The organism is Actinoplanes sp. NPDC023801, from assembly GCF_040639655.1.
Taxonomy (GTDB): Bacteria; Actinomycetota; Actinomycetes; order Mycobacteriales; family Micromonosporaceae; genus Actinoplanes.
This window is the reverse complement of sequence record NZ_JBFAAI010000001.1, coordinates 559,259-582,057: the sequence shown is the minus strand read 5'-3', so window position 1 is coordinate 582,057 and position 22,799 is coordinate 559,259. Positions and strand designations below refer to the sequence as shown.

Here is a 22,799-nt window from a genome sequence, read left to right as displayed (position 1 = left end):
AGTGGCATCCCTCGTCGATATTCGCAGTCCGCAAACTCAGATCGCTGTGAGGCGGCCGGCCGCCGCCGACACCCGCTCGTCCGTCGCGGTCAGGGCGATCCGTACGTGTTTCGCGGCGGCCGGGCCGTAGAAGGCACCCGGTGCGGCGAGGATGCCGAGCCGGGCGAGCCGGTCGACGGTCGCCCAGCAGTCCTCGTCGCGGGTCGCCCACAGGTAGAGGCCCGCCTCCGACCAGCTGATCTCGAAACCGGCCTTGGCCAGCGCGGATCGCAGGATCTCGCGACGGGCCGCGTAGCGTTCACGCTGCTGGGTCACGTGCGCCTCGTCGGTCAGCGCGGCCACCATGGCGGCCTGCACCGGCGCTGGGACGATCATGCCGGCGTGCTTGCGCACCGCGAGCAGCTCACCGGTCAGGGCCGGGTCACCGGCGACGAACCCGGCACGGTAACCGGCCAGGTTGGAGCGCTTGGAGAGCGAGTGCACGGCCAGCACACCGGTGTAGTCGCCGCCGGTCACCTCGTCGGCGAGCACGGAGACCGGAGTCGTCTCCCAGCCGAGCGACACGTAGCACTCGTCGCTGACCACGGTGACGCCGCGCTCGCGGCCCCAGTCGACGACCTTGCGCAGGTGCTCGGCGGGGAGCACGCGGCCGGTCGGGTTGGACGGTGAGTTGATCCAGATCAGCTTGACCCGGCGGTCGGGGCCGATCGCGGTCAGCGAGTCCGACCGGACCACCTCGGCGCCGGCCAGGCGCGCGCCCACCTCGTACGTCGGGTAGCAGACGGACGGGATGACGACGACATCGCCGGGGCCGACGCCGAGCAGCGTGGGCAGCCAGGCCACCAGCTCCTTGGAACCGATCGTCGGCAGCACGCCGAGATCACCGCCGGCCCGGCACTCCCGGGCCAGCCAGCCGGCGATCGCGGCACGCAACTGCGGGGTGCCGGCGGTCAGCGGGTAGCCGGGCGAGTCGGAGGCGTCCGCGAGAGCCTGCCGGACGGACGCCGGGACCGGGTCGACCGGGGTGCCGACCGACAGGTCCACGATGCCGTCCGGATGGGCCGCGGCAAGCGCCTTGGCCGGCTCCAGCAGGTCCCAGGGGAAGTCCGGCAGCGCCGACGACAAGGCGCTCAGTGTGCGTCCCCGCGCGGCGGCTGGGACAGCACGAACGGGGTGTCCTTGTCGATCTTGCCGACCTTGGAGGCGCCACCGGGCGAACCGAGATCCTCGAAGAACTCGTAGTTCGCGTTGGTGTAGTCCTTCCACTGCTCCGGGACGTCGTCCTCGTAGAAGATCGCCTCCACCGGGCAGACCGGCTCACAGGCTCCGCAGTCGACGCACTCATCGGGGTGGATGTAGAGCATCCGGTTGCCCTCATAGATGCAGTCGACCGGGCATTCCTCGATGCATGCCTTGTCGAGAACATCGACGCAGGGCTCAGCGATGATGTAGGTCACGGGTCTTTCCCTTCAAAGCCACGCCGCGGGAACCGCCGACGACAAATTGCAGAGCCTAGTATTCCCGCCGAAGGAGGTAATGCGTGCTCCGACAGCAGGATGTGGGACACCGGGTGGTGGTACGGCGAATTGTAGGCGTAACCGGGGGCAGGACGCTCTTCACGGACGCGCTCGGCGAGCTTGTGGACCTCACGGAGACCGATCTCACACTAGCCACCGACAAGGGCACCCTGCGCGTGCCCCTGCGTGAGGTGCACCGGGCCAAGCGGGTGCCCCCGGCACGCCGGCCCAGCGCCGCCGCCGTGATCGCCCTGGAACTCGCCGCCGACGAGGCCTGGCCGGCCCCGGTCCGCGGCCGGTTGGGTGGCTGGCTCCTGCGCGCCGCGGAGAACTGGACCGGCCGGGCCAACTCGGCTCTCGCCGTCGGTGACCCGGACCGGCCGCTCGACGCGGCCATCGACGCGGTCGTCAAGTGGTACGGCGAACGCGGCCAGCACCCTCTGATCAACGCACCGATGCCGCTCGCCGCCCCGGTCAACGCGACCCTCGACGAACGCGGATGGACCAGCCGCCCGCTGACCCTGGTGCAGACCGCCGCGCTCGCGCCGATCCTGGCCGTCCCGGCCCGCACCGACCTGCCACCGGTCGACCTGGCCGACTCGGGTGGCGACGACTGGTACGCGATGGTCGCCGATCACAAGGGCGGCCTGCCGGCAGCGGCCCGGACCATCCTGAACGGAGTGCCGGACCGGGTGTTCGCCCACGTCCGTGACAGTGACGGCGAACTGCTCGCGGTGGCCCGCGGCGCGGTCAGCGGGCCGGACCGCTGGCTCGGCGTCTCACTGGTGCAGACCGCACCGGCCGCCCGCCGGCGCGGCCTCGGCCAGCACGTCGTGCGAGGCCTGGCGCAGTGGGCTGCGCAGCGCGGCGCGACACGCGCATACCTGCAGGTGGAGGAGCGGAACACGGCAGCCGTGGCGCTGTACGGCCGGCTCGGGTTCAGCACCCACCACACCTATCTGACCAGGCAGGCGCCGGTCGAGGGATAGCGGCTCGCCTCAGCGGCCGACGACCCGGCGGGGGCGGACCTTACGGGCCTCGGTGTACGCCTTCAGCGCCTTGGAGCGGTAGTCGCGGCCGAGGATCACGGCGATCCAGTAGCCGATCACCGTGCCCGCGATCGCGCATGCCGCGTAGAGCCAGATCTGCGCGAAGAAGTCACCCGCGCCGTTCGCGAACGGGCCGCGACCACTGACGAACGGTCCCACCAGGACGGTCAGGGCCATTCCCCCGAGCGCGCCCAACCCGATGTCGGGCAGCCAGACACTCGGCCTCTCCCGCTGCGAGCGGACGAACGTGAGCGCACCGAGGACCACCGCGATCACCGCGAACATGACGATCGAGGCCAGCCCCTGTGTACCGCTGCCGGCGTCGTCGCTGCTGAACCTGATCACCAGCCGGGCGACCACGTTGACCGCGAACAGGGCGACGGCCAGCACCGCGATCCGGAACCAGCGCTGCTCCCTCATCTTGTTCTCCTCCGAAGAGCACCGTGAATTTCTCCGGTCATCTTGGCGGATGGTGCGCGTTGATTCCTAGACGCTGCCTGTGAGTTCGCTGGTTTTCTTCAGCGGGCTCAGGATCAGCTGATACCCGTACACCGCGAAGGTCAGGCTGCCGACCAGGATCGTCACCAGGGCCACCCAGTTCTGCCCACCGAGCAGGTAGTCGCCCTCGGCCGTGCGGGTGCTCGCGGCGATCAGCATGATCAGCGTCCACAGCGCCCACGGTGGGCCGGCCGCCCAGCGCCGGCCGGTCGTGGTCACCGCGAACCAGACGATCCCCAGGTTCGCCACGACCGTCAGCGGGACGGCCAGCGGCAGCGGGGCACCACTCCCCTCGTACGGCGAGCGGCCGTCGAGCAGGGCACCGATCGCGCCGATCCGCAGCGCGCTCAGCTCCAGCTCGAGGAACGCGGTGACCAGCGTGGCGATGATCGAGATGCTGACTCCGGCCGCCCGGATGACGGTGTCCCAGCCGGCCCACGGCTCGGCGGCCGGCTCGCCGGTCGCGGGCCACGGCCCGGGAACCGGCACGGTCTCGGGCGCTGCCTCCGGCCCGGTCATCTCTCCGCCACGTCCAGGCCGCTGAACAGGTCGTCCTCCCAGTTGAACGGGCCCGAGCCGGTGCCGCGCTCACCCTTGACGAGGGTGTAGTACTCCACGCCCATGAACTCGCCGCCGAAGTCGCCGGCGATCCCGTACAGCCAGGAGTTGTCCGGGATCTGGGTGGCGTGGGCGCGCATCGCCACGGTCTTCTTCGCGTAGTGGTCGGTGCCGTCGATGCGGGCCGCGATCTCCTCGTCGGGCGTGCCGAACGGCAGATCGTCGACCTTCTCCACGTCGGCGAACGGGTTGCTCTCCGAGTCGCGGAACGCCTCCATGCCGTCGAGCAGCACACTCAGCGGCATGGCCGTCCAGTAGATCTTCGCCGGGCCGTGCTCGCCGGCCAGCTCGGCGGCCCGCATCGCGACCCGGTGCGCCTGGATGTGGTCGGGGTGGCCGTAGAAGCCGTTCTCGTCGTAGGTGATCATCACCTGCGGGCGGATCTCCCGCATGATCTCGACCAGGTGGGCGGCCGCGGCGTCCACGTCGGCGCCCCAGAAGGCGCGTGGGTGCTCGTTGGTCGGCAGGCCCATCATGCCGGAGTCGCGGTAGCGGCCGACCCCGCCGAGCATCCGGTGGTCGGTGACGCCCAGCGCGGCACAGGCCCGCTCCCACTCGACGAGGCGGTAACCGCCGAGCTGGTCGGAGTGCGCGGCGCCGAGCTGCTCCAGAGCCGGCACGTGGATCTCACCCTCCTCACCGAGGGTGCAGGTCACCAAGGTCACGTGGGCGCCGGAGGAGACGTAGTGCGCCATGGTGGCCCCGGTGCCGATCACCTCGTCGTCGGGGTGCGCGTGGACCAGCAGCAGGCGGCGGGCGGGCAACTCTTCAGTCACGGCGGATACTGTACGCGCGACCACCGACAGGTTCGGCTCACCAGCCCGCGGTTTGCCCGGCGCGAGTCGCCCCCGATCGGCGATGCTGGGGGCGTGGAGCATCCGTACGCCGTGACCGTCGGGGCCGATGGTGCCCGAGTCGTGTTCCTCCGCTCGTCCGGACTCTGGCAGCTGGACCTCCCCGCCGGGGTCGAACGCCGGGTCGCGGACGGGCCGGTCGACTCGTACGCGACCGACCGCGACGCCCGGATCGCCGCCGTGCTCCGCGACGGCCGGTTGTTTCGGGCCGACCTGGCCACCGGCACGATCACCGAGGTGCCGGCCGCCGGGCCCGCCTTCGATGCCCGGCCCGACCCGCTCGGCGGTGCCATCGCGTACGTGACCGATCCGGACGGCGCGGCGTCACTGCACGTCACCGGGGCGGAGGGCGACCGGCTGCTGGCCGGCGAACCGGGCAACGCGTGGCGCGAGCACGGCGGGACGATCTCGTGGGGGATGCCGGGGACTCACGCGGGCGAGTTCGGGCGTACCCGGGGATGGTGGTGGTCTCCGGACGGGTCGCAGATCCTGGCCGTGCGCAGCGCCCGGACGGTGAGCCTGCATCTGCTCGATCTGGATCACGGCTGGGTGGACGTCCACTGGGACCGGGAGACCTATCCGCACCTGGCCCAGGTCCGCTGGGCCGGCGGTGGCCCGCTGATCACCGTCCTGCGCCGGATGCAGCAGCACGGCCTCGTCCTCTCGATCGATCCGCGCACCGGTGAGACGCAGGTGCACGCCGAACTGGCCGACGCCCGCTGGGTGGAGCCGATCCCGGGCACGCCACGGCACCTGCCGGACGGCCGGGTGCTGGTCGGCGGCGAACTGGCGCACGACGGGTTCGACGCCCGCTGCCTCTTCGCCGACGGCAGCCTGCTGACGCCGCCCGGCCTCTACGTGCGCCGGGTGGCCGGGACACTGCCCCGCGAGGGCGGCCCGGCCGGGGCGCCGGACCTGATCGTCGAGGGCAGCATGGGCGACCCAGCGGTCCGCGAGGTGCTGCGCGTACGCACGTCGCTCGGTGGCGGCGGGCCGGAGGTCACCCGGGTCGCGGTGCTGACCGGCGACGACCGCGTCACCGTCGGCGGGGACGTGATGGTCGCCGGCAACCGGGTATGGCACGGCGACCGGGTGATCACGCTGCGGTCGGACCGGCCCGAGGCGTCCGGCGGACTTCGCACGGTGTTCGGACGGGTCACCGACCGGCAGCTGCCGTCGGCGGTCCTTTACCCCACCGGACATGTCGGCGGGACCCGGCTTCCGGTACTGCTCACCCTGGGCGACGGGCCGGGACACCAGCAGATCCTTGCGGACCCGGCGGCGTGGCGGGAACGACAGCGGTTCGCCGACTCCGGGTTCGTGGTGGTCAGCGTCGATTCCCGCGGTACGCCCGGGGTGGCGCCCAGCTTCGAGAAGGCGGTGTACCGGCGGCTCGCCGACGTGGTGCTGAGCGATCAGGCCGACGCCTTGCGGGCCCTGCACGGCAAGCATCCGGACCTGGACCTGGGCCGGGTCGCGGTGCTCGGCACCGGGCTGGGCGGATGGCTGGCCGCACTCGCCGTGCTGCGCCGGCCGGAGGAGTTCCACCGTGCGGTGGCCCGGCGGCCGGTCACCGACTGGGCGCAGGTCCCGGCACCGGTCGCGGAGCGCTATCTGGGTGACCGGGCCGACTCACCGGACGTCTACTCCCACCACTCGCTGCGTGAGGCCGGGTCGTCCCCGGACGTGCTGCTGGTCGGCGCGGAGCTGGACGGCTTCCCGTCGTGTCCGGCCGCGACCTTCCACGAGGAGCTAACCTTCCTGCAGGGGTGGTAGTCACCAGGGAGGTTGTCATGGAGCATGATCGCATGCGACTATGGTCGTCCGACAACCCGGGAGACGCCATGACGACTGCCCTCCACCTCGAAGACCGTCACTGGACCGAGTCGGAGTATCTGGCCATCGGCGAAACGCCCGAGCGAATCGAGCTTTTCGACGGGAGCCTGGAAGTGAGCCCACCCCCGACAATCGGGCACCAGCACATCGTCGGGGGCCTCCAAGCCCTGTTGCACGCCGTGGCACGCGAAGCCGGGTTGTACGCGTTTCCAGGAATCGGCGTCCGTCTCCGGACCGGCCACATTCGCATCCCCGACTTCGCCGTCACCACGGAGGTCAACTTTCAGGAATCGGTGTCCGACGCCACCGTGGTGAAGCTGATCTTCGAGGTCGTCTCGCCGTCGAACGCGTCGACCGACACGGTCCGGAAAATGCGCTTCTACGCGGAGGCAGGAATCCCGTGGTACCTGCTGATCGATCCCCGGACCGAGTCCTTCCACCTCTACCGGCTGGACGGTGACAGGTACTCGGAGCATGCCAAGGCCGCCCCGGGCGAGTTGCTGGAGCTGACCGAGCCCGTGGCCGTGACCATCGATCCGGCGGATCTGCTGCCGCCTCGCTGAAACTGTCGCACCCGGCGCATAGGGTCGGGTCATGACCCACTTCGATGAGGCGGGGGCGGCGGTGCAGGCCGCACTCGACGCGGGCGCCCGCTATGCCGACGCCAGGGTGATGATCAGACGATCCGAGACCATGTCGGCCCGTGACGGCGACGTCGAGGACCTCGGCTTCGACGAGAGTTCCGGGCTGGGAGTGCGGGCCCTGGTCGGCTCCAGCTGGGGCTTCTACGCCGTACCCGATCTTTCCGAACCCTCCGCCCGTGCGGCCGGGAGACGCGCCGCTCAGATCGCCGCCGCGAGCGCCGCGGTCCCGGGCCCGCCGGCCGACCTGATGCCGTCCCCGGCCGTGACCGCGAGCTGGGCCAGCGACTGCGTGATCGATCCGCTGAGCGTTCCGCTCTCCGACAAGGGCGACCTGCTGGTCCGGGCGACCGCCGCGGCGAAGGCCGCCGGCGCCGACGTGGCCGAGGCCAACTACGCGATCTGGGACACCCGCAAGTGGTTCGCCTCGAGCGAGGGCCACCGCATCGACCAGCACATCCGCGAGTGCGGCGCCGGTGTCACGGCGATCGCCATCGGCGACGGCGAGGTGCAGCGCCGGTCCTGGCCGTCGCACCGCGGTCAGTTCGGCACCCGCGGCTGGGAGCTGGTCGACGAGATCGACCTGGTCGGCAACGCCCCACGGATGGCCGAGGAGGCCCGGGCACTGCTGACCGCGCCGCTCTGCCCGTCCGGCGAGACGCACCTGGTGCTCGGCGGCGAGCAGCTGGCCCTGCAGATCCACGAGTCGGTCGGTCACGCCATCGAACTTGACCGGATCCTCGGCTGGGAGGCCGCGTTCGCCGGCACGAGCTGGCTCGACCTGAGCCGGCTGGGTTCGCTGCGCTACGGGTCCGAGCTGATGAACATCACGATCGACCCCACCTTCCCGGGCGCGCTGGGCAGCTTCGGCTTCGACGACGAGGGCACGCCGGCGGCGAAACGGCACGCGGTCCGCGACGGCCTGTGGGTGGGGGTGCTGGCCGGGCGCGACTCGGCGGCGGTCGCCGGCCTGGACTACGCGGGCAGCGTCCGGTCCGACGGCTGGTCCCGCCTGCCGATGGTGCGGATGACGAACGTCGGCCTGGAGCCGGGCCCGCACACCCTCGACGAGATCATCGCGGCCACCGACGACGGCGTGTTCATGGACGTCAACCGGTCCTGGTCGATCGACGACCGGCGGCTCAACTTCCAGTTCGGCTGCGAGATCGGCTACGAGATCAAGAACGGCAAGCTGGGGCGGATGCTGCGCAACCCGACCTACACCGGCATCGGGCCGCGGTTCTGGCAGTCGATGGACATGCTCTCCAGCGAGACGATCGCGTGGGGCACACCCAACTGCGGCAAGGGGCAGCCCGGCCAGATCGGGCACACCGGGCACCCGGCGGCGCCGGCCCGGTTCACGAACGTACGGGTGGGGGTGCGGGGATGAGCGGCGAGGGTGGACGGGCCGGAGCCGAGCTGGAGCTGGCGGCCCGGGTCATCGAGATCGTCCGGGAACTGGCCGGCCGGTCGGCGGAGGCCGAGGTGAACGTCCGGCACGACGCCGAGGCGCTGACCCGGTTCGCGAACTCGACGATCCATCAGAACGTGGCCTCGGCCGCGACCGGGGTCCGATTGCGGTTGCACGCCGAGGGCCGCACAGCCGGTGGTTCCACCACCGTGACCAGCCCCGACGGCCTGCGGGCGCTGGTCGAGCGGACACTCGCCGCGGTGCGGGTGTCTCCGGTCGACCGGTCCTGGGCCGGCCTGGCACCCCCGGCGCCCCTGCGGTTGTCGGCCGGCCATCCGGGTTCCGGTGAACGGTCCGGCCTGGCGTTCGGGTTCGACGAGGCGACCGCGCGGGCAGATCCGGCCGAGCGGGCCGAGCGGGTCGGCGACTTCGTGCGGGCGGCCGGCGGGCTGGAGACGGCCGGTTACTGCCGCACGGTCTATGTGTCGGCGGCCTTCGCCAACAGCGCGGGCCAGGCGGTCGAGGGCCGCACGGCCGAGGCCGCGATGGACGGCATCGCCCGCTGTGACGGGGCCGACGGGGTGGCCCGGCTGGCTGCCGCCCGGCTGGCCGATCTGGACGGCGCGGTGCTCGGCGCCCGGGCCGCGGCCAAGGCACGGGCCGCCCGCGGGCCGGTGGAGCTCCCGCCCGGCGACTACGAGGTGGTCCTCGAGCCGGACGCGGTCCGTGACGTGCTGGAGAACCTGGCGGTCTTCGGGTTCGACGGCAAGGCCCACCACCAGCAGCAGAGCTTCGCCGAGCTGGGCAAGGAGCAGTTCGACCCGTCGGTGACGATCGTGGACGAGCCGCTCGGCAGCCGCGAGGAGCCGGCCGCCGACCTGCCGTTCGACGACGAGGGCACGCCACGCCGCACGCTGGTGCTGGTCCGGGACGGGGTGACGACCGCGGTGACCCACGACCGCACGTCCGCCGCGCTGGCCGGCGCCGAGTCGACCGGGCACGCGTCGCCGGTGTCCCGCTCGTGGGGGCCGCGCGCCACGCACGTACGCCTGGAGGCCGCTCCCCTGCCGGGCTCCGGGCCGGGGACCGGAGGCACCGGATCGATCGCCGGTTCCGCTCGCCCGCTGGTCGCCGGGATGCGCCGCGGCCTGCTGATCACCGATCTCTGGTACACCCGGGTGCTCGATCCGAAAACGCTCGTGATCACCGGCCTGACCCGCAACGGGGTCTGGCTCGTGGAGGACGGCGAGATCGTCTCGGCGGTGAGCAACGTCCGGTTCACCCAGTCCTATCCGCGGGCGCTCGGCCCCGGCCGGGTGCTCGGGATCGGCGCCGAGACGGTGTTGCTGCCGGAGTCGTGGGGCCGGGCCCGCTACGCCGCTCCGGCCCTGCACCTGGCCGGGTGGAACGTCACGGGCAACGCCTCGGGATAGATCAAGTACTCCATTGGCGATGATCTCTGCGCGTCGGGATGATGTTTTTGTGACCCAGTCCGCAAAGAGTCAGACCTTCGGCGTAACGTGTGCCCCACATCACTGTCGTGACGCGACGGCGGAGTGGGGCATCACTGTGCCTTGACCACGTCGTATCGCGACCCTGCACACGGCACTGTCAGGGAGATGGAATGACGACGACGGCAACGACGCCGGGCGGCGGCAAGGCGCGCGCGGCGATCGCGGCGCGGACCTTGCGTACCGACCGGTGGTGGCTTGCGCCTCTGGTGACCTTTATCGGCCTGGGCGCGTGGGTCACCTACGCCACCGTCCGGGTGTTCATGCACTCGAATTTCTTCGTACCGGAGTACCACTATCTGACTCCGTTCTATTCGCCCTGCATCACCGATCGCTGCGGTGAGGCGGCGATGTTCGGCACTCCGCTGCCGAACTTCTTCCTCATCCCGGAGGCGGCGTTCACGCTGCCGTTCCTGCTGCTCTTCCGGTTGACGTGCTACTACTACCGGAAGGCGTACTACCGGGCGTTCTGGCTGTCGCCGCCGGCGTGCGCGGTCCCGGACGGGCACAAGACCTACTCCGGTGAGACCCGCTTCCCGCTGATCTTCCAGAACGCCCACCGGTACGCGTTCTACGCCGCCGTGATCATCTCAGTGATCAACACCTGGGACGCGGTCGTGGCGCAGAGCACCGGGCTCGGCCTCGGCAACGTGATCCTCTGGATCAACGTGATCATGCTGTGGGCGTACACCCTGTCCTGTCACTCCTGCAGGCACATCGCCGGTGGCCGGCTGAAGCACTTCTCCAAGCACCCGGTCCGTTACCGGTTCTGGACCTTCGTGTCCAAGCTCAACACCCGCCACATGCAGCTGGCCTGGATCACGCTCGGCACCCTGGCACTGACCGATTTCTACATCATGGGTCTCGCCGCCGACTGGTTCAACGACCTGCGCATCATCAACTGAGGAGGCGGCAATGAGCGAGTTCGCGAGCGAATCATCAGGCGGCGCCGAACCCTCGTCGCGCAGCCGGAGCGCAGCAGAGGCGGAGCGATGAGCACCACGATCGAACGACACCTGTACGACGTCGTCGTGATCGGGGCCGGTGGCGCCGGCCTGCGCGCGGCGATCGAGGCCCGGCTCGCCGGCAAACGCACCGCGATCATCTCGAAGTCGCTGTTCGGCAAGGCGCACACGGTGATGGCCGAGGGCGGCGCCGCGGCTGCCATGGGCAACGTGAACAGCAAAGACAACTGGATGGTGCACTTCCGGGACACCATGCGGGGCGGCAAGTTCCTGAACAACTTCCGGATGGCCGAACTGCACGCCAAAGAGGCGCCGGAACGGATCTGGGAGCTGGAGACGTACGGCGCGCTCTTCGACCGGACCAAGGACGGCAAGATCTCGCAGCGCAACTTCGGTGGCCACGAGTACCCGCGCCTCGCCCACGTCGGCGACCGGACCGGACTGGAACTGATCCGTACCCTGCAGCAGAAGATCGTGTCGCTGCAGCAGGAGGACTTCGCGGAGACCGGCAGCTACGACTCCCGGATCCGGGTCTTCCAGGAGACGACGATCACCGACCTGCTGCTCGACGGCGACCGGGTGGCCGGGGCTTTCGGTTACTACCGGGAGTCCGGCGAGTTCGTCCTCTTCGAGGCGCCGGCCGTGGTGCTGGCCACCGGCGGCGTCGGCCGCAGCTACAAGGTCACCTCGAACTCCTGGGAGTACACCGGCGACGGCCACGCGCTGGCCCTGCGCGCCGGAGCGACCCTGATCAACATGGAGTTCCTGCAGTTCCACCCGACCGGCATGGTCTGGCCGCCCAGCGTGAAGGGCATCCTGGTCACCGAGTCGGTCCGTGGTGACGGCGGGGTGCTGCGCAACTCCGAGGGCAAGCGGTTCATGTTCGACTACGTCCCCGATGTCTTCCGCAAGCAGTACGCGGAGACGGAGGAGGAGGCCGACCGCTGGTACACCGACGCCGACAACAACCGGCGCCCACCCGAGCTGCTGCCCCGCGACGAGGTGGCCCGGGCCATCAACAGCGAGGTCAAAGCGGGTCGTGGCAGCCCCGCCGGTGGGGTGTTCCTGGACATCGCGAGCCGGATGCCGGCCGAGCAGATCATCCGGCGGCTGCCGTCGATGCATCACCAGTTCAAGGAGCTGGCCGACGTCGACATCACCAAGGAGCCGATGGAGGTCGGCCCGACCTGCCACTACGTGATGGGCGGCGTCGAGGTCGACCCGGACAGCGCCGCGGCGTTCGGCACGGTGCAGGGCCTGTTCGCGGCCGGCGAGGTGTCCGGCGGCATGCACGGGTCCAACCGGCTCGGCGGCAACTCGCTCTCCGACCTGCTGGTCTTCGGCAAGCGGGCGGGTGAGCACGCGGCCGCCTACGTGGAGGCACTGGGCGTACGCCCGAAGCCGTCGAAGGTCGACGTGGCCAGTGCCGTCGAGGTGGCCCTCGCTCCGCTGGTCCGTGAAGGGGGCGAGAATCCGTACACGCTGCAGCAGGATCTTCAGGCAGTCATGGGTGACCTCGTCGGCATCATCCGGCGCGAGGGCGAGCTGAGTGACGCGCTCAAGCGCCTGCAGGAGCTGCGGGTACGTGTCGCGAACGTCAGCGCGGCCGGCGGGCGGCGGTACAACCCGGGCTGGCATCTCGCCATCGACCTGCGCAACATGCTCGTCGTCTCGGAGTGCACGGCCAAGGCGGCCCTCGAACGGGAGGAGTCGCGCGGCGGTCACACCCGCGAGGACTTCCCGAAGATGAGCCCCGAATGGCGGCGCATCAACCTGGTCTGCTCGCTCGAGGAGACCGGCGAGGTGCACCTGGAACGCAAGCCGGTGCCGCGCATGCGCGAGGAGCTGTTCAACCTGTTCGAGCGCAGCGAGCTGGCGAAATACCTGACCGATGAGGAACTGGCCGAGGTGGAGGCAGAGTGAAACGCCACTTCCGTGTCTGGCGCGGCGACGCGTCGGGCGGCGACCTGCGCGACTTCGACGTCGAGGTGAACGAGGGCGAGGTGGTCCTCGACATCATCCACCGGCTGCAGGCCACCGAGACCCCCGACCTGGCCTGCCGGTGGAACTGCAAGGCCGGCAAGTGCGGCTCGTGCTCGATGGAGATCAACGGCAAGCCGCGACTCGGCTGCATGACCCGGATGTCGACGTTCGAAGCGAACGAGACCATCACGATCACCCCGATCCGGACCTTCCCGGTGATCCGTGACCTGGTCACCGATGTGTCCTTCAACTACGAGAAGGCACGGGAGACACCCGCGTTCGCCCCGCCGCCCGGCGTCGCCCCCGGCGAGTACCGGATGCAGCAGGTCGACGTGGAACGCAGCCAGGAGTTCCGGAAGTGCATCGAGTGCTTCCTCTGCCAGAACACCTGCCACGTGATCCGCGACCACGACGAGAACAAGCCGGCCTTCTCCGGCCCGCGCTACTTCATCCGCGCCGCCGAGCTGGACATGCATCCGCTCGACTCACTCGAGGACCGGAAAGAGTACGCACAGGCCAGCCAGGGCCTCGGCCTCTGCAACATCACCAAGTGCTGCACCGAGGTCTGCCCGGAACACATCAAGATCACTGACAACGCGATCATCCCGATGAAGGAACGTGTGGTCGACCGGCGCTACGACCCCCTGGTCTGGCTCGGCCGCAAGATCTTCCGGCGCGATCAGCTCGAGAACATGGCCCCCAGCTCGACGGTCGGCGTCGCCGGCACCTCCGGCGGCGTCCCGAACTCGAGCGTCCGCCCACCGGAAACCGCCCCGACCGGCCCCGACGGCCGCATGGACGTCGCCGAACTCCTGGCACCCCAGCAGGGCGGCATGTCCCCCTTCGGCGAGGACGTCAGCTTCCCGCTGCCGCCCGAGCAGGTCACATACCAGCACCCCGACCCGGACCGGCCCGTCGGCCACTAGCCGTTCTGCCGCAAACGGAACGCTTCACCCTTCTTGTACGGGTGGAGCGTTCCGTCTTTCTCTGTAGCGAATGCCCTGCCGCCGTCCTACCGGCGGCGGCTCCTTCGGCTCGGCTCGCCTCTTCGATCCCGGCCCGCCTCCTCGCCTCCGACCCGCCTCCTCGCCTCCGGCCCACCTCTTCGCTCCCGGTTCGCCTCTTCGCCTTGGCCGCCGGCAGTCCCTCTTCGTCTCGGCCCGCCGGCACCGCGGCGCGTTTTCGCCGGACCAGGGAACGGCCTAGAGTCGCGAGGTGCCCTCGCTCGTGACGCCCGCGCTGCCCGCGGGTTCTCTCACCTCGATCAACCAGCCGGAGATCGCTGGGAAGGGCGTGTTGCTACGTCCCTGGCACACCGACGACCACGAGGCGGTGGTGGCGGCCTTCACCGATCCGGCTATCCAGCGGTGGCACACCCGTAGTGTCACCGCCGCCGAGGCCCGGGACTGGATCGAGCAGTGGCCCCGACGCTGGCAGGCGGAGACTGCGGCCTCCTGGGCGGTGGTCGACGACGGTGCGGTGGCCGGCCAGGTCGGTCTACGCCGGATAGACCTCGACGAGGGCCTGGCCTCCATCTCCTACTGGATCCTGCCGGACGCCCGTGGCCGGCGCCTGGCCCCGCGGTCCTTGACGGCGCTGACCACCTGGTCGTTCGAGACGCTGGGGCTGCATCGACTGGAACTCAGCCACTCCACCGCCAACCTTGCGTCGTGCCGGGTGGCACAGCGCTGTGGCTTTCTCCCCGAGGGCACCAAACGAAGCGAGGCACTCCACGCCGACGGCTGGCACGACATGCATGCACACGCCCGCCTGGCCACCGATCCCGCAGCCTGAGGGCTGCGGCAGCTTGCCGGGCTGCGGCAGCTTGCCGGGCTGCGGCAGCTTGCCGGCCGCGGCAAGTTGTGAGTCTCGGGCGGGGCGTCCCGCCCGAAACTCACGAGATCGGCGGGGTGCCGGGCGGCTGCTGGTCGCTGTCGCCGGTACGCGCATGCTGCTGGGCCAGCCAGAGGTCGAGACCGTCGAGAATACGGTCCAGCCCGAAGCCGAAGCTCTGATCCCAGACCTGCTCGGGTTCCATGTCCCGGACGCCGTCCTCCTCCCTCCACCGGGCGTACTCGGGGTACTGCTCAGCGGTCTTGTCCATGAACGGCTGGAGCGACTCCCTAAGCTCAGCGGCGGACTTCCCGGCCCGGCGGACGGCGGCCCCGACAGCGGTCTCGGTCGTGGTCGATCCGATCACGTGCGCGGTGATCAGCGAATGCACGTGTGACAGCGTGGGCCCGCTGAATCCGGCTGCGGAGAGCAGCGCCACGCTGCGGTTGCTCATCCGCAGCACGTTGGGCCCGATGGTCGGCCGTGTGCCGAGCTGGCCGATCACCCACGGGTGCCGCAGCAGCATGGCCCGCATCCCGTTGGCCATCACGGAGACCCCGACCCGCCAGGGCGTGTCTCCGACCTCGGGCACGTAGACCTCCCCCATCACCTCGTCGACGGCCAGCTCGAGCAGGTCGTCCTTGGTGGCGACGTGCCAGTAGAGCGAGGTGGCGCCAGAACCGAGCCGGGCGCCGAGACGACGCATGCTCAGCCCCGTAGCGCCCTCCGCGTCGAGAAGTTCGATTGCCGCGCGGACGATCTGCTCCCGGCTGAGGGTCGGCTGACCGGTGCGGGGCCGCGCGGGGCGGGTCCACACCGAATCGGTGAAGTCGGCCATGCAGCCATCCTAAAGGGGCTCGCACAGTGTTCGAGTCCACTGGTACGGTGTGCGAGCCCAATCGAACGCCGTACGAGAGAGGAAAATCGATGGCCGAACGTCATCCACGCCGCTGGCTGATTCTGGGTGTGCTCTGCCTCAGCCTGCTCGTGGTCGTGGTGGACAACATGGTGCTGAACATCGCGATCCCAGCACTCATCCGCGACCTGGGTGCGAGCACCGCCGACATTCAGTGGATCATCGACGCCTACATCCTGGTCTTCGCCGGACTGCTGCTCACTGCGGGCAGCCTCTCGGATCGACATGGCCGGCGCCTGGGTCTGGTCATCGGCCTTGCCGTCTTCGGCGGGGCATCAGCCTTGGCCACCATCTGCCAGACACCCGGCCAACTGATCACGGTCCGTGGACTGATGGGCCTCGGGGCGGCCTTCCTGATGCCAGGCACGCTCGCCATCCTGACTACGGTCTTCGACGAGGACGAGCGCAAGAAAGCGATCGCCATCTGGAGCTCGGTGCTGATGCTCGGCGCCCTGGGCGGCCCGACGCTGGGCGGCCTCCTGCTGGAACACTTCTGGTGGGGATCGGTCTTCCTGCTCAACATCCCGATCGCGGTGCTCGGCATCGTGGCCGCACTGGTCATCATCCCCGAGTCACGAGGCCCGGCCGGCCGTCCCGACACGGTCGGCGCGCTGCTCTCCATGATCGGCATGACCGCCCTCGTCTGGGGGGTGATCTCGGCACCCGAGCATGGCTGGGAGTCGTTCCGCACCATCGGCGGCTTCACCGTCGCGCTGATCGCGCTGATCGGATTCACCGTGTGGGAGCGACGTGTTCGCGAACCGATGCTGCCGATGTCGCTCTTCCGGGATCGCAACTTCCGGGGAGCCAGCCTCGCACTGCTGCTCCTGTCCTTCTCGGCCGGTGGCGTCATGCTGGCGATCACGCAATACCTCCAGTTCGTCCTCGGATATGAGCCGATGAAGGCGGGCGCCGCGTTCATTCCGATGATCGTGACGACGATGGCGTTCAACGGCATCGGCGTAGTGGTGGACAAACGGTTCGGGGCGCGCGTCGCGCTGTCCGCCGGTCTGCTGCTGGTCGCGGGCGGTTTCGCGGTGCTCGCGTCGCTCGACCCGGCCGACGGTTACCTGAAGCTCGCCGCGGCGCTGGTGATCATCGGCATGGGCAGCGGCGTGGCCTCGCCTGCCGCGGTGGGCACGCTGCTCGGTGCGTTGCCTCCGGAGCGGGCGGGGGTCGGGTCGGCAGTAAACGACACGGTGCAGCAGATCGGGACGGCGCTCAGCGTCGCGGTGCTCGGGAGTCTGCTGACCACTGCCTATCGAGCGTCGATGCCGACGGGCGTGACCGGGCCGGCGCGTGACTCGCTGGGTGACGCACTGGGGGTCGCGACCACCACCGGGAACGCCGGGCTGGCGGACGCGGCACGGGCCGCTTTCGTCGAGGCCATCGCGGTCACCTCTCTGGTCGGTGTGGTGGGCGGAATCGCGGCGGCGATCCTGGCCGCCGCGGTGCTACGCCCGAAGCCTGCCACGGTTCCCGGGGCAGCCGATCCGTCGTCCACAGAAGCCGAAACCGCGAAAAAGTTATCCACAGATTCGGTCTCTCAGCCCGCCGGGATCGAACGTCAGTACTAACATCGCGGCATGACCAGCACGTACCAACCTTCACTGCTCGACCTGATGGCCGGTCAGACCTCCGGGCAGGGCGAGGTTCCGGGTGAGGTGGCCGGGTCCTTGACCGGCCACCTCACCCGCCATCAGCTCACCGCGGGGGCCTGGGTCGACGTGCTTCCCGGCTGGCTGCGCGGCTCCGATGCGGTCTTCGAGACCCTGCTCGGCATCGACTGGCGGGCCGAGCGGCGACGAATGTATGACGACGTCGTCGATGTCCCCCGGCTGCTGCGCTGGTTCGGTCCGCGGGAGCCTCTGCCACATCCCGCACTGACCGCGGCCCGGACCGAGCTCAACCGGCACTACACCACCGAGCTGGGCGAGGAGTTCGTGACCGCCGGCATGTGCCTCTACCGCGACGGCCGTGACAGCGTGGCCTGGCACGGTGACACCATCGGCCGGTCGGCGACCGAGGACACGATGGTCGCGATCGTCTCGTTCGGGTCTCCGCGCAACCTGATGCTCCGACCACGCGCCGGCGGGCACGAGACCCTGCGATTCCCTCTGGGCCACGGCGATCTGATCGTGATGGGCGGCTCCTGTCAGCGCACCTGGGAGCATGCCGTGCCGAAGACCGCAAAGCCGGTCGGACCACGCATCAGTGTGCAGTTCCGCCCGCGTGGCGTGGCCTGATCAGAACCCTCCGGTAACAGGGGCATTGCAAGTGGTTGACGAGTCCGCCGAGAAAGTTACACTCCAAGTGTAAATAGTTGAGGCTCCATCTCCCACACAGGACATTCACCGGTCCGGTGAGGCGGCCATGTCAACAGAACCCCCGCTCAAGGAGCTTGCGCTCCACGACATCACCGTCCGCTTCGGCGGCCTGACCGCTCTCGAGAACGTTTCCCTGCGCGTGGCGCCGGGACGGATCGTCGGCGTCATCGGGCCGAACGGGGCGGGTAAAACCACCCTCTTCAACGTCATCTGTGGTTTCGTGCAGCCGACCTCCGGGTCGCTCACGCTGGACGGGCAACCATGGCGGCCCCGCCCGCACCACCTGAGTCGTCTCGGGATCTCCCGGACACTCCAGGGGGTCGGCCAGTTCGCCGGCATGACAGTGCTGGAGAACGTCACGGTCGGCGCCCGGCACCGGCACGCGGAGTCCGAGGCGCTGGCCGCTCTGGAGCGGTGCGGCGTCGCGCGCTACGCCGCCGCCTATCCGGGCGCGCTGCCGTACGCGATCCGCAAACGCATCGAGCTGGCCCGCGCCCTGGCAGCGAAGCCACGCATCCTGATGCTCGACGAACCGGCCGGTGGCCTGGACGCCGACGAGATCGCCTGGCTCGGCAACCTGATCAAGGCGACCGGCACCACCGTGCTCCTGGTCGAGCATCACATGGATCTGGTGATGTCGGTCTGCGACGAGATCCTGGTGCTCGACTTCGGCAAGCCGATCGCCCTCGGCTCACCGGCCGAGATCAGCGCCAACCCGAAGGTCACCGAGGCCTATCTCGGCGTGGCTGCCTGACGCCTTCGTTCCCGCATCACCGCACGTCGCCAGAGGCCGGACCGGCCTCTGACCTCACATATCCGAAAAGCCGTGATCTCCCGGCTTCCTTCGGCGTACCCGAGACACCAACCCAGAGCGGCCCCGAAGGAGGAGCGCCGATGATCACGCGTACCCCGGAACTGACGGAAGGCGACCGATGAGCGGCGCGTTGCTGCAGGTCGAAGGCCTCACCGCCGGGTACGGCGCGGCACCGGTCCTGCACGACGTGGACCTCACCGTCCAACCGGGAGAGATCGTGGCCGTGCTCGGGGCGAACGGCGCCGGCAAGACTACCCTCCTGCGCACCCTGTCCGGCCTGGTCCGGAGCAGTCGCGGCCGGGTCCTGCTGGACGGTACCGACCTCGCCGGCACCAAGGTGGAGCATCTCGTCCGGCGCGGCATCGCCCATGTGCCGGAGGGCCGGGGCGTCGTCACCGAGCTGACCGTCGACGAGAACCTGCGGCTTGGTGGCCTGTGGCGGCGCGACCGAGCCGACGCCAAGAAGGCACTCGACGAGGTCTACGAGTTGTTCCCGCCGCTGGCGCAGCGCCGGACCTTCGCGGGACATCAGCTCTCCGGCGGTGAACGGCAGATGCTGGCGCTCGGCCGGGCACTGATCGGGCGGCCGCGCCTGTTGCTGCTCGACGAGCCGTCACTCGGTCTCGCACCGAAGGTGACCCGGCACATCATGACCCTGTTGCGCGACCTGCGAGAACGTACCGGACTCGCGGTCCTGCTGGTCGAGCAGAACGTGCGCAGCGCCCTCTCCATCGCGGACGAGGGTGTGGTGCTGTCGCTGGGCCGGGTGGTGGTGCGCAACAAGGCCTCGGTGCTCCGCGACGACGCCGACCTCCGTCACGCCTACCTGGGGTTCTGATGAGCGAATTCATCTATCTGACCTTCGACGGGCTCAGCCGCGGTCTCGTCTATGCGGCGTTCGCGCTGGCCCTGGTACTGATCTGGCGAGCGGCCCGGATCGTCAACTTCGCACAGGGCGCGATGGCGGTGGCCGCGGTCTACGTCGCCTACTCGGTCACGAACGCGACCGGGTCGTACTGGCTCGGATTCGCCGTCGCACTGCTGGCCGGCCTGGCGCTGGGCGTCACCGTCGAGCGGGTGGTGATGCGGTTCGTGGACCACTCGTCGCCGCTCAACGGTGTGGTCGTGGCGCTCGGCCTGGTCCTGATCCTGCAGGGAACGCTCGGCATCATCTACGGCAACGAGTATCTGCCGGTCGAGACGCCGTTCAGCCGGGACGCCTTCGAGGTCGGCGGCGTCGCGCTGCTGTCGCGGTACGACCTCTTCGTCATCGCGGCGGTGGGCACGGTCGTCGTGATCCTGACGCTTCTCTTCACACGCACCGCCATCGGCCTGCGTATGCGGGCAGCGGCCTTCGCCCCGGACGTCTCGAGGCTGCTCGGCGTCTCGGTGGGCGGCATGTTGACGCTCGGCTGGGCGCTGGCGGCGGCGGTCGGCTCGCTCGCCGGGATGCTCGTCGTCCCCACCGAACTGGGGCTGCATCCGACGGCCATGGACGTGGTGTTCATCTCGGCGTTCGCTGCCGCCGTCGTGGGTGGACTCGACAGCCCGATCGGTGCGGTTGTCGGCGGGCTCGTCGTCGGGGTCCTGCTGTCGTACGTCAGCGGATACATCGACGTCACGGTCGCTCCGATGGCCGTTCTGGCCCTGCTCGTGGTCGTCCTGCTCGGCAAGCCGGGCGGACTCTTCTCCAGCTCGAAAGCGAGGGTGGCGTGACCGACGTGGAAACCAAGGCGAGCACGGCATCCGTCCCGGACGCGGGCCAGGCCGTACCGAAACGCCGCCGGCGTGTGCATCCGGTGATCGTGATCGCGGTCGGCGCCGTGCTGGTGGTCGCACTGACCTACGTGCTGCCGCCGTTCCGTAACTATCAGCTGGCCACCGTCGGCGCCTACTTCTGTGTGACGGCGGGACTGACCGTCCTGACCGGACTGAACGGGCAGTTGTCGCTCGGGCACGGCGCACTGATGGCGACCGGTGCGTACACGCTGGCGCTGTCCCAGAACAAGTGGGAGAACCTGCCGCTCAGCTTCGCCCTCGCGGTGCTGGTGACGACCGCCGTCGGTGCGGTGATCGGTCTGGCCGCGGCCCGGCTGCGCGGGCCGTACCTGGCTGGGCTGACGCTCGCCGTGGCGATCGTGGTCCCGTCGGTGACCAGCACGTTCGACGAGACGTTCAACAGCGATCAAGGCCTGTCGGTGATGCTGAACCCGCCGCCGGAGCAGTACCCGATCGAGCAGTGGCAGGCCTGGCTGTGCTGGGCCGCGGCGCTGGTCGTGGTGCTTCTGCTGGCGCTGCTGGTGCGCGGTCGTTTCGGACGGGACCTGCGGGCCGTCCGGGACGACGAGACCGCGGCCAAGCTGGCCGGGATCAACATCGCCCGTACCCAGGTGCTGGCGTTCGTGGTGAGCGCCGCATGCGCCGGTGTCGCCGGTGCTCTGTTCGCCTACCTCGCGCAGAGCGTGTCTCCCGGCGCGTTCCCGCTGACGCTCTCTCTCTTCCTGCTCATGGCGATCGTCATCGGCGGGCTGGGAAGCCTCTTCGGGGCGCTGTGGGGCGCGCTGCTCCTGGTGGTGCTACCCGCGCTGTCCCAGTCCGTCGGTGAGCATGCCGGGTCACAACGGCTGGAGGGCAACCTCGCGCTGATCGTCTTCGGTGTCGTGCTCGTCGTCGTCATGCTCGCCGCCCCGGGCGGCCTCGCATCGATCCCATCCCGAATTTCACGCCTGATCAGGAGGAACAGATGAAACGCATTGCGACGGCGGCCCTGTCCGTCGTGCTGCTGGCGACAGCCGGCTGCACGGACGGCGGCGGCGGCAGCGGCTCGGGCAGCAGCGCGAACGTGCCGGGGGTGACCGACACGGAGATCGTCGTCGGCACACACATGCCGCTGACCGGCCCGGCAGCGGGCGGTTACTCGAAGATCGCGCCGGCCACCAAGGCTTACTTCGACTACGTCAACGCGAACGGCGGCGTGCACGGCCGCAAGATCACCTACAAGGTCAAGGACGACGGGTACAACCCGGCGAACACCCAGACCGTGGTGCGTGAGCTGGTACTCCAGGACAAGGTCTTCGCGGTCCTCAACGGCCTCGGCACTCCGACGCACACCGGTGTGCTCGACTTCCTCAAGACAAACCGGGTGCCCGACCTGTTCGTGGCCAGCGGCAGCCGCAGCTGGAACCAGGCCGACAAGTATCCGGGCACGTTCGGCTTCAACCCGGACTACACGGTCGAGGGCAAGATCCTCGGCACCTACATCAAGGAGAACCTGGCCGGGAAGAAGACCTGCTTCCTCGGCCAGGACGACGACTTCGGCCGGGACAGCCTGGCCGGCGTCGAGAAGGTTGTCGGGGCGGTCGCGGCCAAGGAAAGCTACGTGACCAGCAACCCCAACGTCGGACCGCAGATGGGTGCACTCAAGGCGGCCGGCTGTGAGGTGGTCGTTCTCGCGACTGTGCCCGGTTTCACAGCGCTCAGCATCGGCACAGCGGCAAAGATTGCCTTCAAGCCTCAGTTCGTCGTCAGCAACGTGGGCGCCGACCCGACCACCGTCGGCAAGGCGCTCGGCGCCGGCGCCCCGCTGATGGAAGGCTTGGTGGCGACCAACTACCTGCCGCTGAACACCGACGAGGCGAACCCGTGGATCCAGCTGTTCAAGAAGATCAACGCGGAGCACAACGGCAACGCTGAGTTCGACAACAACATCGTGTACGGCATGTCCGTCGGATACCTGTTCGTCCAGGCGCTTCAGGCCGCCGGCAAGGACGTGACCCGCGACAAGCTGCTCGAGGCTGTGACGAAGAACGGCTTCCAAGGCCCCGGCCTGGTTCCGCTGCGCTTCTCGGCGACCGACCACTCGGGATACGGCGGAGCTCGGCTCACCAAGGTCGAAGGGGGCAAGGCGGTGTTCTTCGGTACGCCGTACACCACCGACGACGCGGACGGTCCGGTCGCCGCGTACCAGGGTCAGCCCGTGACACCTCCCGGAAACGGCGTGCCCACCGCGTAATATCTGCACTAAGA

General features: G+C 69.6%; 22 protein-coding genes. 16 read left to right on the top strand and 6 right to left on the bottom strand.

What is annotated here, in order from left to right:
- Nucleotides 1-36: 36 nt before the first annotated feature.
- Both dapC and fdxA read right to left on the bottom strand, forming a co-directional pair.
- Nucleotides 37-1,134 (bottom strand): succinyldiaminopimelate transaminase, encoded by a 1,098-nt coding sequence (gene dapC, locus AB0G04_RS02855; RefSeq protein ID WP_360976229.1) that lies wholly within the window; start codon nt 1,132-1,134, stop codon nt 37-39.
- Nucleotides 1,131-1,457, bottom strand: coding sequence for a ferredoxin (gene fdxA, locus AB0G04_RS02850; RefSeq protein ID WP_106316083.1), 327 nt, complete (start codon nt 1,455-1,457; stop codon nt 1,131-1,133). Before fdxA ends, dapC begins: the two co-directional genes overlap by 4 nt.
- Nucleotides 1,458-1,540: 83 nt before the next feature.
- On the opposite strand from fdxA, the gene AB0G04_RS02845 reads away from it, so the two are divergent.
- The gene (locus AB0G04_RS02845) at nt 1,541-2,506 is read left to right on the top strand and encodes a GNAT family N-acetyltransferase (RefSeq protein ID WP_360975268.1); all 966 of its coding nucleotides are present in this window, start codon (nt 1,541-1,543) and stop codon (nt 2,504-2,506) included.
- Nucleotides 2,507-2,515: 9 nt separating this feature from the next.
- On the opposite strand, the gene AB0G04_RS02840 is transcribed toward AB0G04_RS02845, so the two are convergent.
- The 3 genes from AB0G04_RS02840 to mshB all read right to left on the bottom strand — a co-directional run bounded on the left by AB0G04_RS02840 (nt 2,516) and on the right by mshB (nt 4,458).
- Nucleotides 2,516-2,986, bottom strand: a complete 471-nt coding sequence (locus AB0G04_RS02840) for a hypothetical protein (RefSeq protein ID WP_360975265.1) — start codon at nt 2,984-2,986, stop codon at nt 2,516-2,518.
- A 66-nt stretch (nt 2,987-3,052) separates the two neighbouring features.
- On the bottom strand, nt 3,053-3,583 hold the full coding sequence (locus AB0G04_RS02835; RefSeq protein ID WP_360975262.1) for a hypothetical protein: 531 nt from the start codon (nt 3,581-3,583) through the stop codon (nt 3,053-3,055).
- Nucleotides 3,580-4,458 (bottom strand): N-acetyl-1-D-myo-inositol-2-amino-2-deoxy-alpha-D-glucopyranoside deacetylase, encoded by an 879-nt coding sequence (gene mshB, locus AB0G04_RS02830; protein WP_360975259.1) that lies wholly within the window; start codon nt 4,456-4,458, stop codon nt 3,580-3,582. Before mshB ends, AB0G04_RS02835 begins: the two co-directional genes overlap by 4 nt.
- Nucleotides 4,459-4,551: 93 nt before the next feature.
- Between mshB and AB0G04_RS02825 the strand changes: the two genes are divergently transcribed.
- From AB0G04_RS02825 to AB0G04_RS02790, 8 genes are all read left to right on the top strand, one after another.
- Nucleotides 4,552-6,312, top strand: a complete 1,761-nt coding sequence (locus AB0G04_RS02825; RefSeq protein ID WP_360975256.1) for a prolyl oligopeptidase family serine peptidase — start codon at nt 4,552-4,554, stop codon at nt 6,310-6,312.
- A 68-nt stretch (nt 6,313-6,380) separates the two neighbouring features.
- A complete protein-coding gene (locus tag AB0G04_RS02820) occupies nt 6,381-6,935 on the top strand; it encodes a Uma2 family endonuclease (RefSeq protein ID WP_360975253.1) in 555 nt (184 codons plus the stop codon).
- A 31-nt stretch (nt 6,936-6,966) separates the two neighbouring features.
- A complete protein-coding gene (locus tag AB0G04_RS02815; protein ID WP_360975250.1) occupies nt 6,967-8,403 on the top strand; it encodes a TldD/PmbA family protein in 1,437 nt (478 codons plus the stop codon).
- Nucleotides 8,400-9,857, top strand: coding sequence for a metallopeptidase TldD-related protein (locus tag AB0G04_RS02810; RefSeq protein WP_360975247.1), 1,458 nt, complete (start codon nt 8,400-8,402; stop codon nt 9,855-9,857). Before AB0G04_RS02815 ends, AB0G04_RS02810 begins: the two co-directional genes overlap by 4 nt.
- 191 nt (nt 9,858-10,048) lie before the next feature.
- Nucleotides 10,049-10,840, top strand: a complete 792-nt coding sequence (locus AB0G04_RS02805) for a hypothetical protein (protein WP_360975244.1) — start codon at nt 10,049-10,051, stop codon at nt 10,838-10,840.
- Between the two features lie 87 nt (nt 10,841-10,927).
- Nucleotides 10,928-12,823 (top strand): fumarate reductase/succinate dehydrogenase flavoprotein subunit, encoded by a 1,896-nt coding sequence (locus AB0G04_RS02800; protein WP_360975241.1) that lies wholly within the window; start codon nt 10,928-10,930, stop codon nt 12,821-12,823.
- Entirely contained in the window at nt 12,820-13,809 is a 990-nt protein-coding gene (locus AB0G04_RS02795; protein WP_360975238.1) for a succinate dehydrogenase/fumarate reductase iron-sulfur subunit, read from the top strand. The genes AB0G04_RS02800 and AB0G04_RS02795 overlap by 4 nt, the downstream gene beginning before the upstream one ends.
- Before the next feature lie 289 nt (nt 13,810-14,098).
- Nucleotides 14,099-14,677 (top strand): GNAT family N-acetyltransferase, encoded by a 579-nt coding sequence (locus AB0G04_RS02790; protein WP_360975235.1) that lies wholly within the window; start codon nt 14,099-14,101, stop codon nt 14,675-14,677.
- A 100-nt stretch (nt 14,678-14,777) separates the two neighbouring features.
- Here AB0G04_RS02790 and AB0G04_RS02785 read toward each other — a convergent pair whose 3' ends face one another.
- Nucleotides 14,778-15,554, bottom strand: a complete 777-nt coding sequence (locus AB0G04_RS02785; protein ID WP_360975232.1) for a TetR/AcrR family transcriptional regulator — start codon at nt 15,552-15,554, stop codon at nt 14,778-14,780.
- An 89-nt stretch (nt 15,555-15,643) separates the two neighbouring features.
- Between AB0G04_RS02785 and AB0G04_RS02780 the strand changes: the two genes are divergently transcribed.
- From AB0G04_RS02780 to AB0G04_RS02750, 7 genes are all read left to right on the top strand, one after another.
- Nucleotides 15,644-17,209: an MFS transporter gene (locus tag AB0G04_RS02780; protein WP_360975229.1), complete on the top strand. Its 1,566-nt coding sequence runs from the start codon at nt 15,644-15,646 to the stop codon at nt 17,207-17,209.
- A 9-nt stretch (nt 17,210-17,218) separates the two neighbouring features.
- Entirely contained in the window at nt 17,219-17,878 is a 660-nt protein-coding gene (locus AB0G04_RS02775; RefSeq protein ID WP_360975226.1) for an alpha-ketoglutarate-dependent dioxygenase AlkB, read from the top strand.
- A 127-nt stretch (nt 17,879-18,005) separates the two neighbouring features.
- Nucleotides 18,006-18,713: an ABC transporter ATP-binding protein gene (locus AB0G04_RS02770; protein ID WP_360975223.1), complete on the top strand. Its 708-nt coding sequence runs from the start codon at nt 18,006-18,008 to the stop codon at nt 18,711-18,713.
- Nucleotides 18,714-18,891: 178 nt separating this feature from the next.
- The gene (locus AB0G04_RS02765; RefSeq protein ID WP_360975220.1) at nt 18,892-19,611 is read left to right on the top strand and encodes an ABC transporter ATP-binding protein; all 720 of its coding nucleotides are present in this window, start codon (nt 18,892-18,894) and stop codon (nt 19,609-19,611) included.
- Complete coding sequence (locus AB0G04_RS02760; RefSeq protein ID WP_360975217.1) at nt 19,611-20,489, top strand: branched-chain amino acid ABC transporter permease; 879 nt, start codon at nt 19,611-19,613, stop codon at nt 20,487-20,489. Before AB0G04_RS02765 ends, AB0G04_RS02760 begins: the two co-directional genes overlap by 1 nt.
- Nucleotides 20,490-20,563: 74 nt before the next feature.
- Nucleotides 20,564-21,520, top strand: coding sequence for a branched-chain amino acid ABC transporter permease (locus AB0G04_RS02755; protein WP_360976226.1), 957 nt, complete (start codon nt 20,564-20,566; stop codon nt 21,518-21,520).
- Nucleotides 21,517-22,785, top strand: a complete 1,269-nt coding sequence (locus AB0G04_RS02750; protein ID WP_360975214.1) for an ABC transporter substrate-binding protein — start codon at nt 21,517-21,519, stop codon at nt 22,783-22,785. The genes AB0G04_RS02755 and AB0G04_RS02750 overlap by 4 nt, the downstream gene beginning before the upstream one ends.
- Nucleotides 22,786-22,799: the final 14 nt, after the last annotated feature.

Coding starts and splice junctions, on each gene's coding strand:
- AB0G04_RS02840 (WP_360975265.1), bottom strand. CDS start 2,986: ATGAGGGAGCAGCGCTGGTTCCGGATCGCGGTGCTGGCCGTCGCCCTG.
- AB0G04_RS02835 (WP_360975262.1), bottom strand. CDS start 3,583: ATGACCGGGCCGGAGGCAGCGCCCGAGACCGTGCCGGTTCCCGGGCCG.
- AB0G04_RS02820 (WP_360975253.1), top strand. CDS start 6,381: ATGACGACTGCCCTCCACCTCGAAGACCGTCACTGGACCGAGTCGGAG.
- AB0G04_RS02815 (WP_360975250.1), top strand. CDS start 6,967: ATGACCCACTTCGATGAGGCGGGGGCGGCGGTGCAGGCCGCACTCGAC.
- AB0G04_RS02810 (WP_360975247.1), top strand. CDS start 8,400: ATGAGCGGCGAGGGTGGACGGGCCGGAGCCGAGCTGGAGCTGGCGGCC.
- AB0G04_RS02805 (WP_360975244.1), top strand. CDS start 10,049: ATGACGACGACGGCAACGACGCCGGGCGGCGGCAAGGCGCGCGCGGCG.
- AB0G04_RS02800 (WP_360975241.1), top strand. CDS start 10,928: ATGAGCACCACGATCGAACGACACCTGTACGACGTCGTCGTGATCGGG.
- AB0G04_RS02785 (WP_360975232.1), bottom strand. CDS start 15,554: ATGGCCGACTTCACCGATTCGGTGTGGACCCGCCCCGCGCGGCCCCGC.
- AB0G04_RS02780 (WP_360975229.1), top strand. CDS start 15,644: ATGGCCGAACGTCATCCACGCCGCTGGCTGATTCTGGGTGTGCTCTGC.
- AB0G04_RS02775 (WP_360975226.1), top strand. CDS start 17,219: ATGACCAGCACGTACCAACCTTCACTGCTCGACCTGATGGCCGGTCAG.
- AB0G04_RS02770 (WP_360975223.1), top strand. CDS start 18,006: ATGTCAACAGAACCCCCGCTCAAGGAGCTTGCGCTCCACGACATCACC.
- AB0G04_RS02765 (WP_360975220.1), top strand. CDS start 18,892: ATGAGCGGCGCGTTGCTGCAGGTCGAAGGCCTCACCGCCGGGTACGGC.
- AB0G04_RS02760 (WP_360975217.1), top strand. CDS start 19,611: ATGAGCGAATTCATCTATCTGACCTTCGACGGGCTCAGCCGCGGTCTC.
- AB0G04_RS02750 (WP_360975214.1), top strand. CDS start 21,517: ATGAAACGCATTGCGACGGCGGCCCTGTCCGTCGTGCTGCTGGCGACA.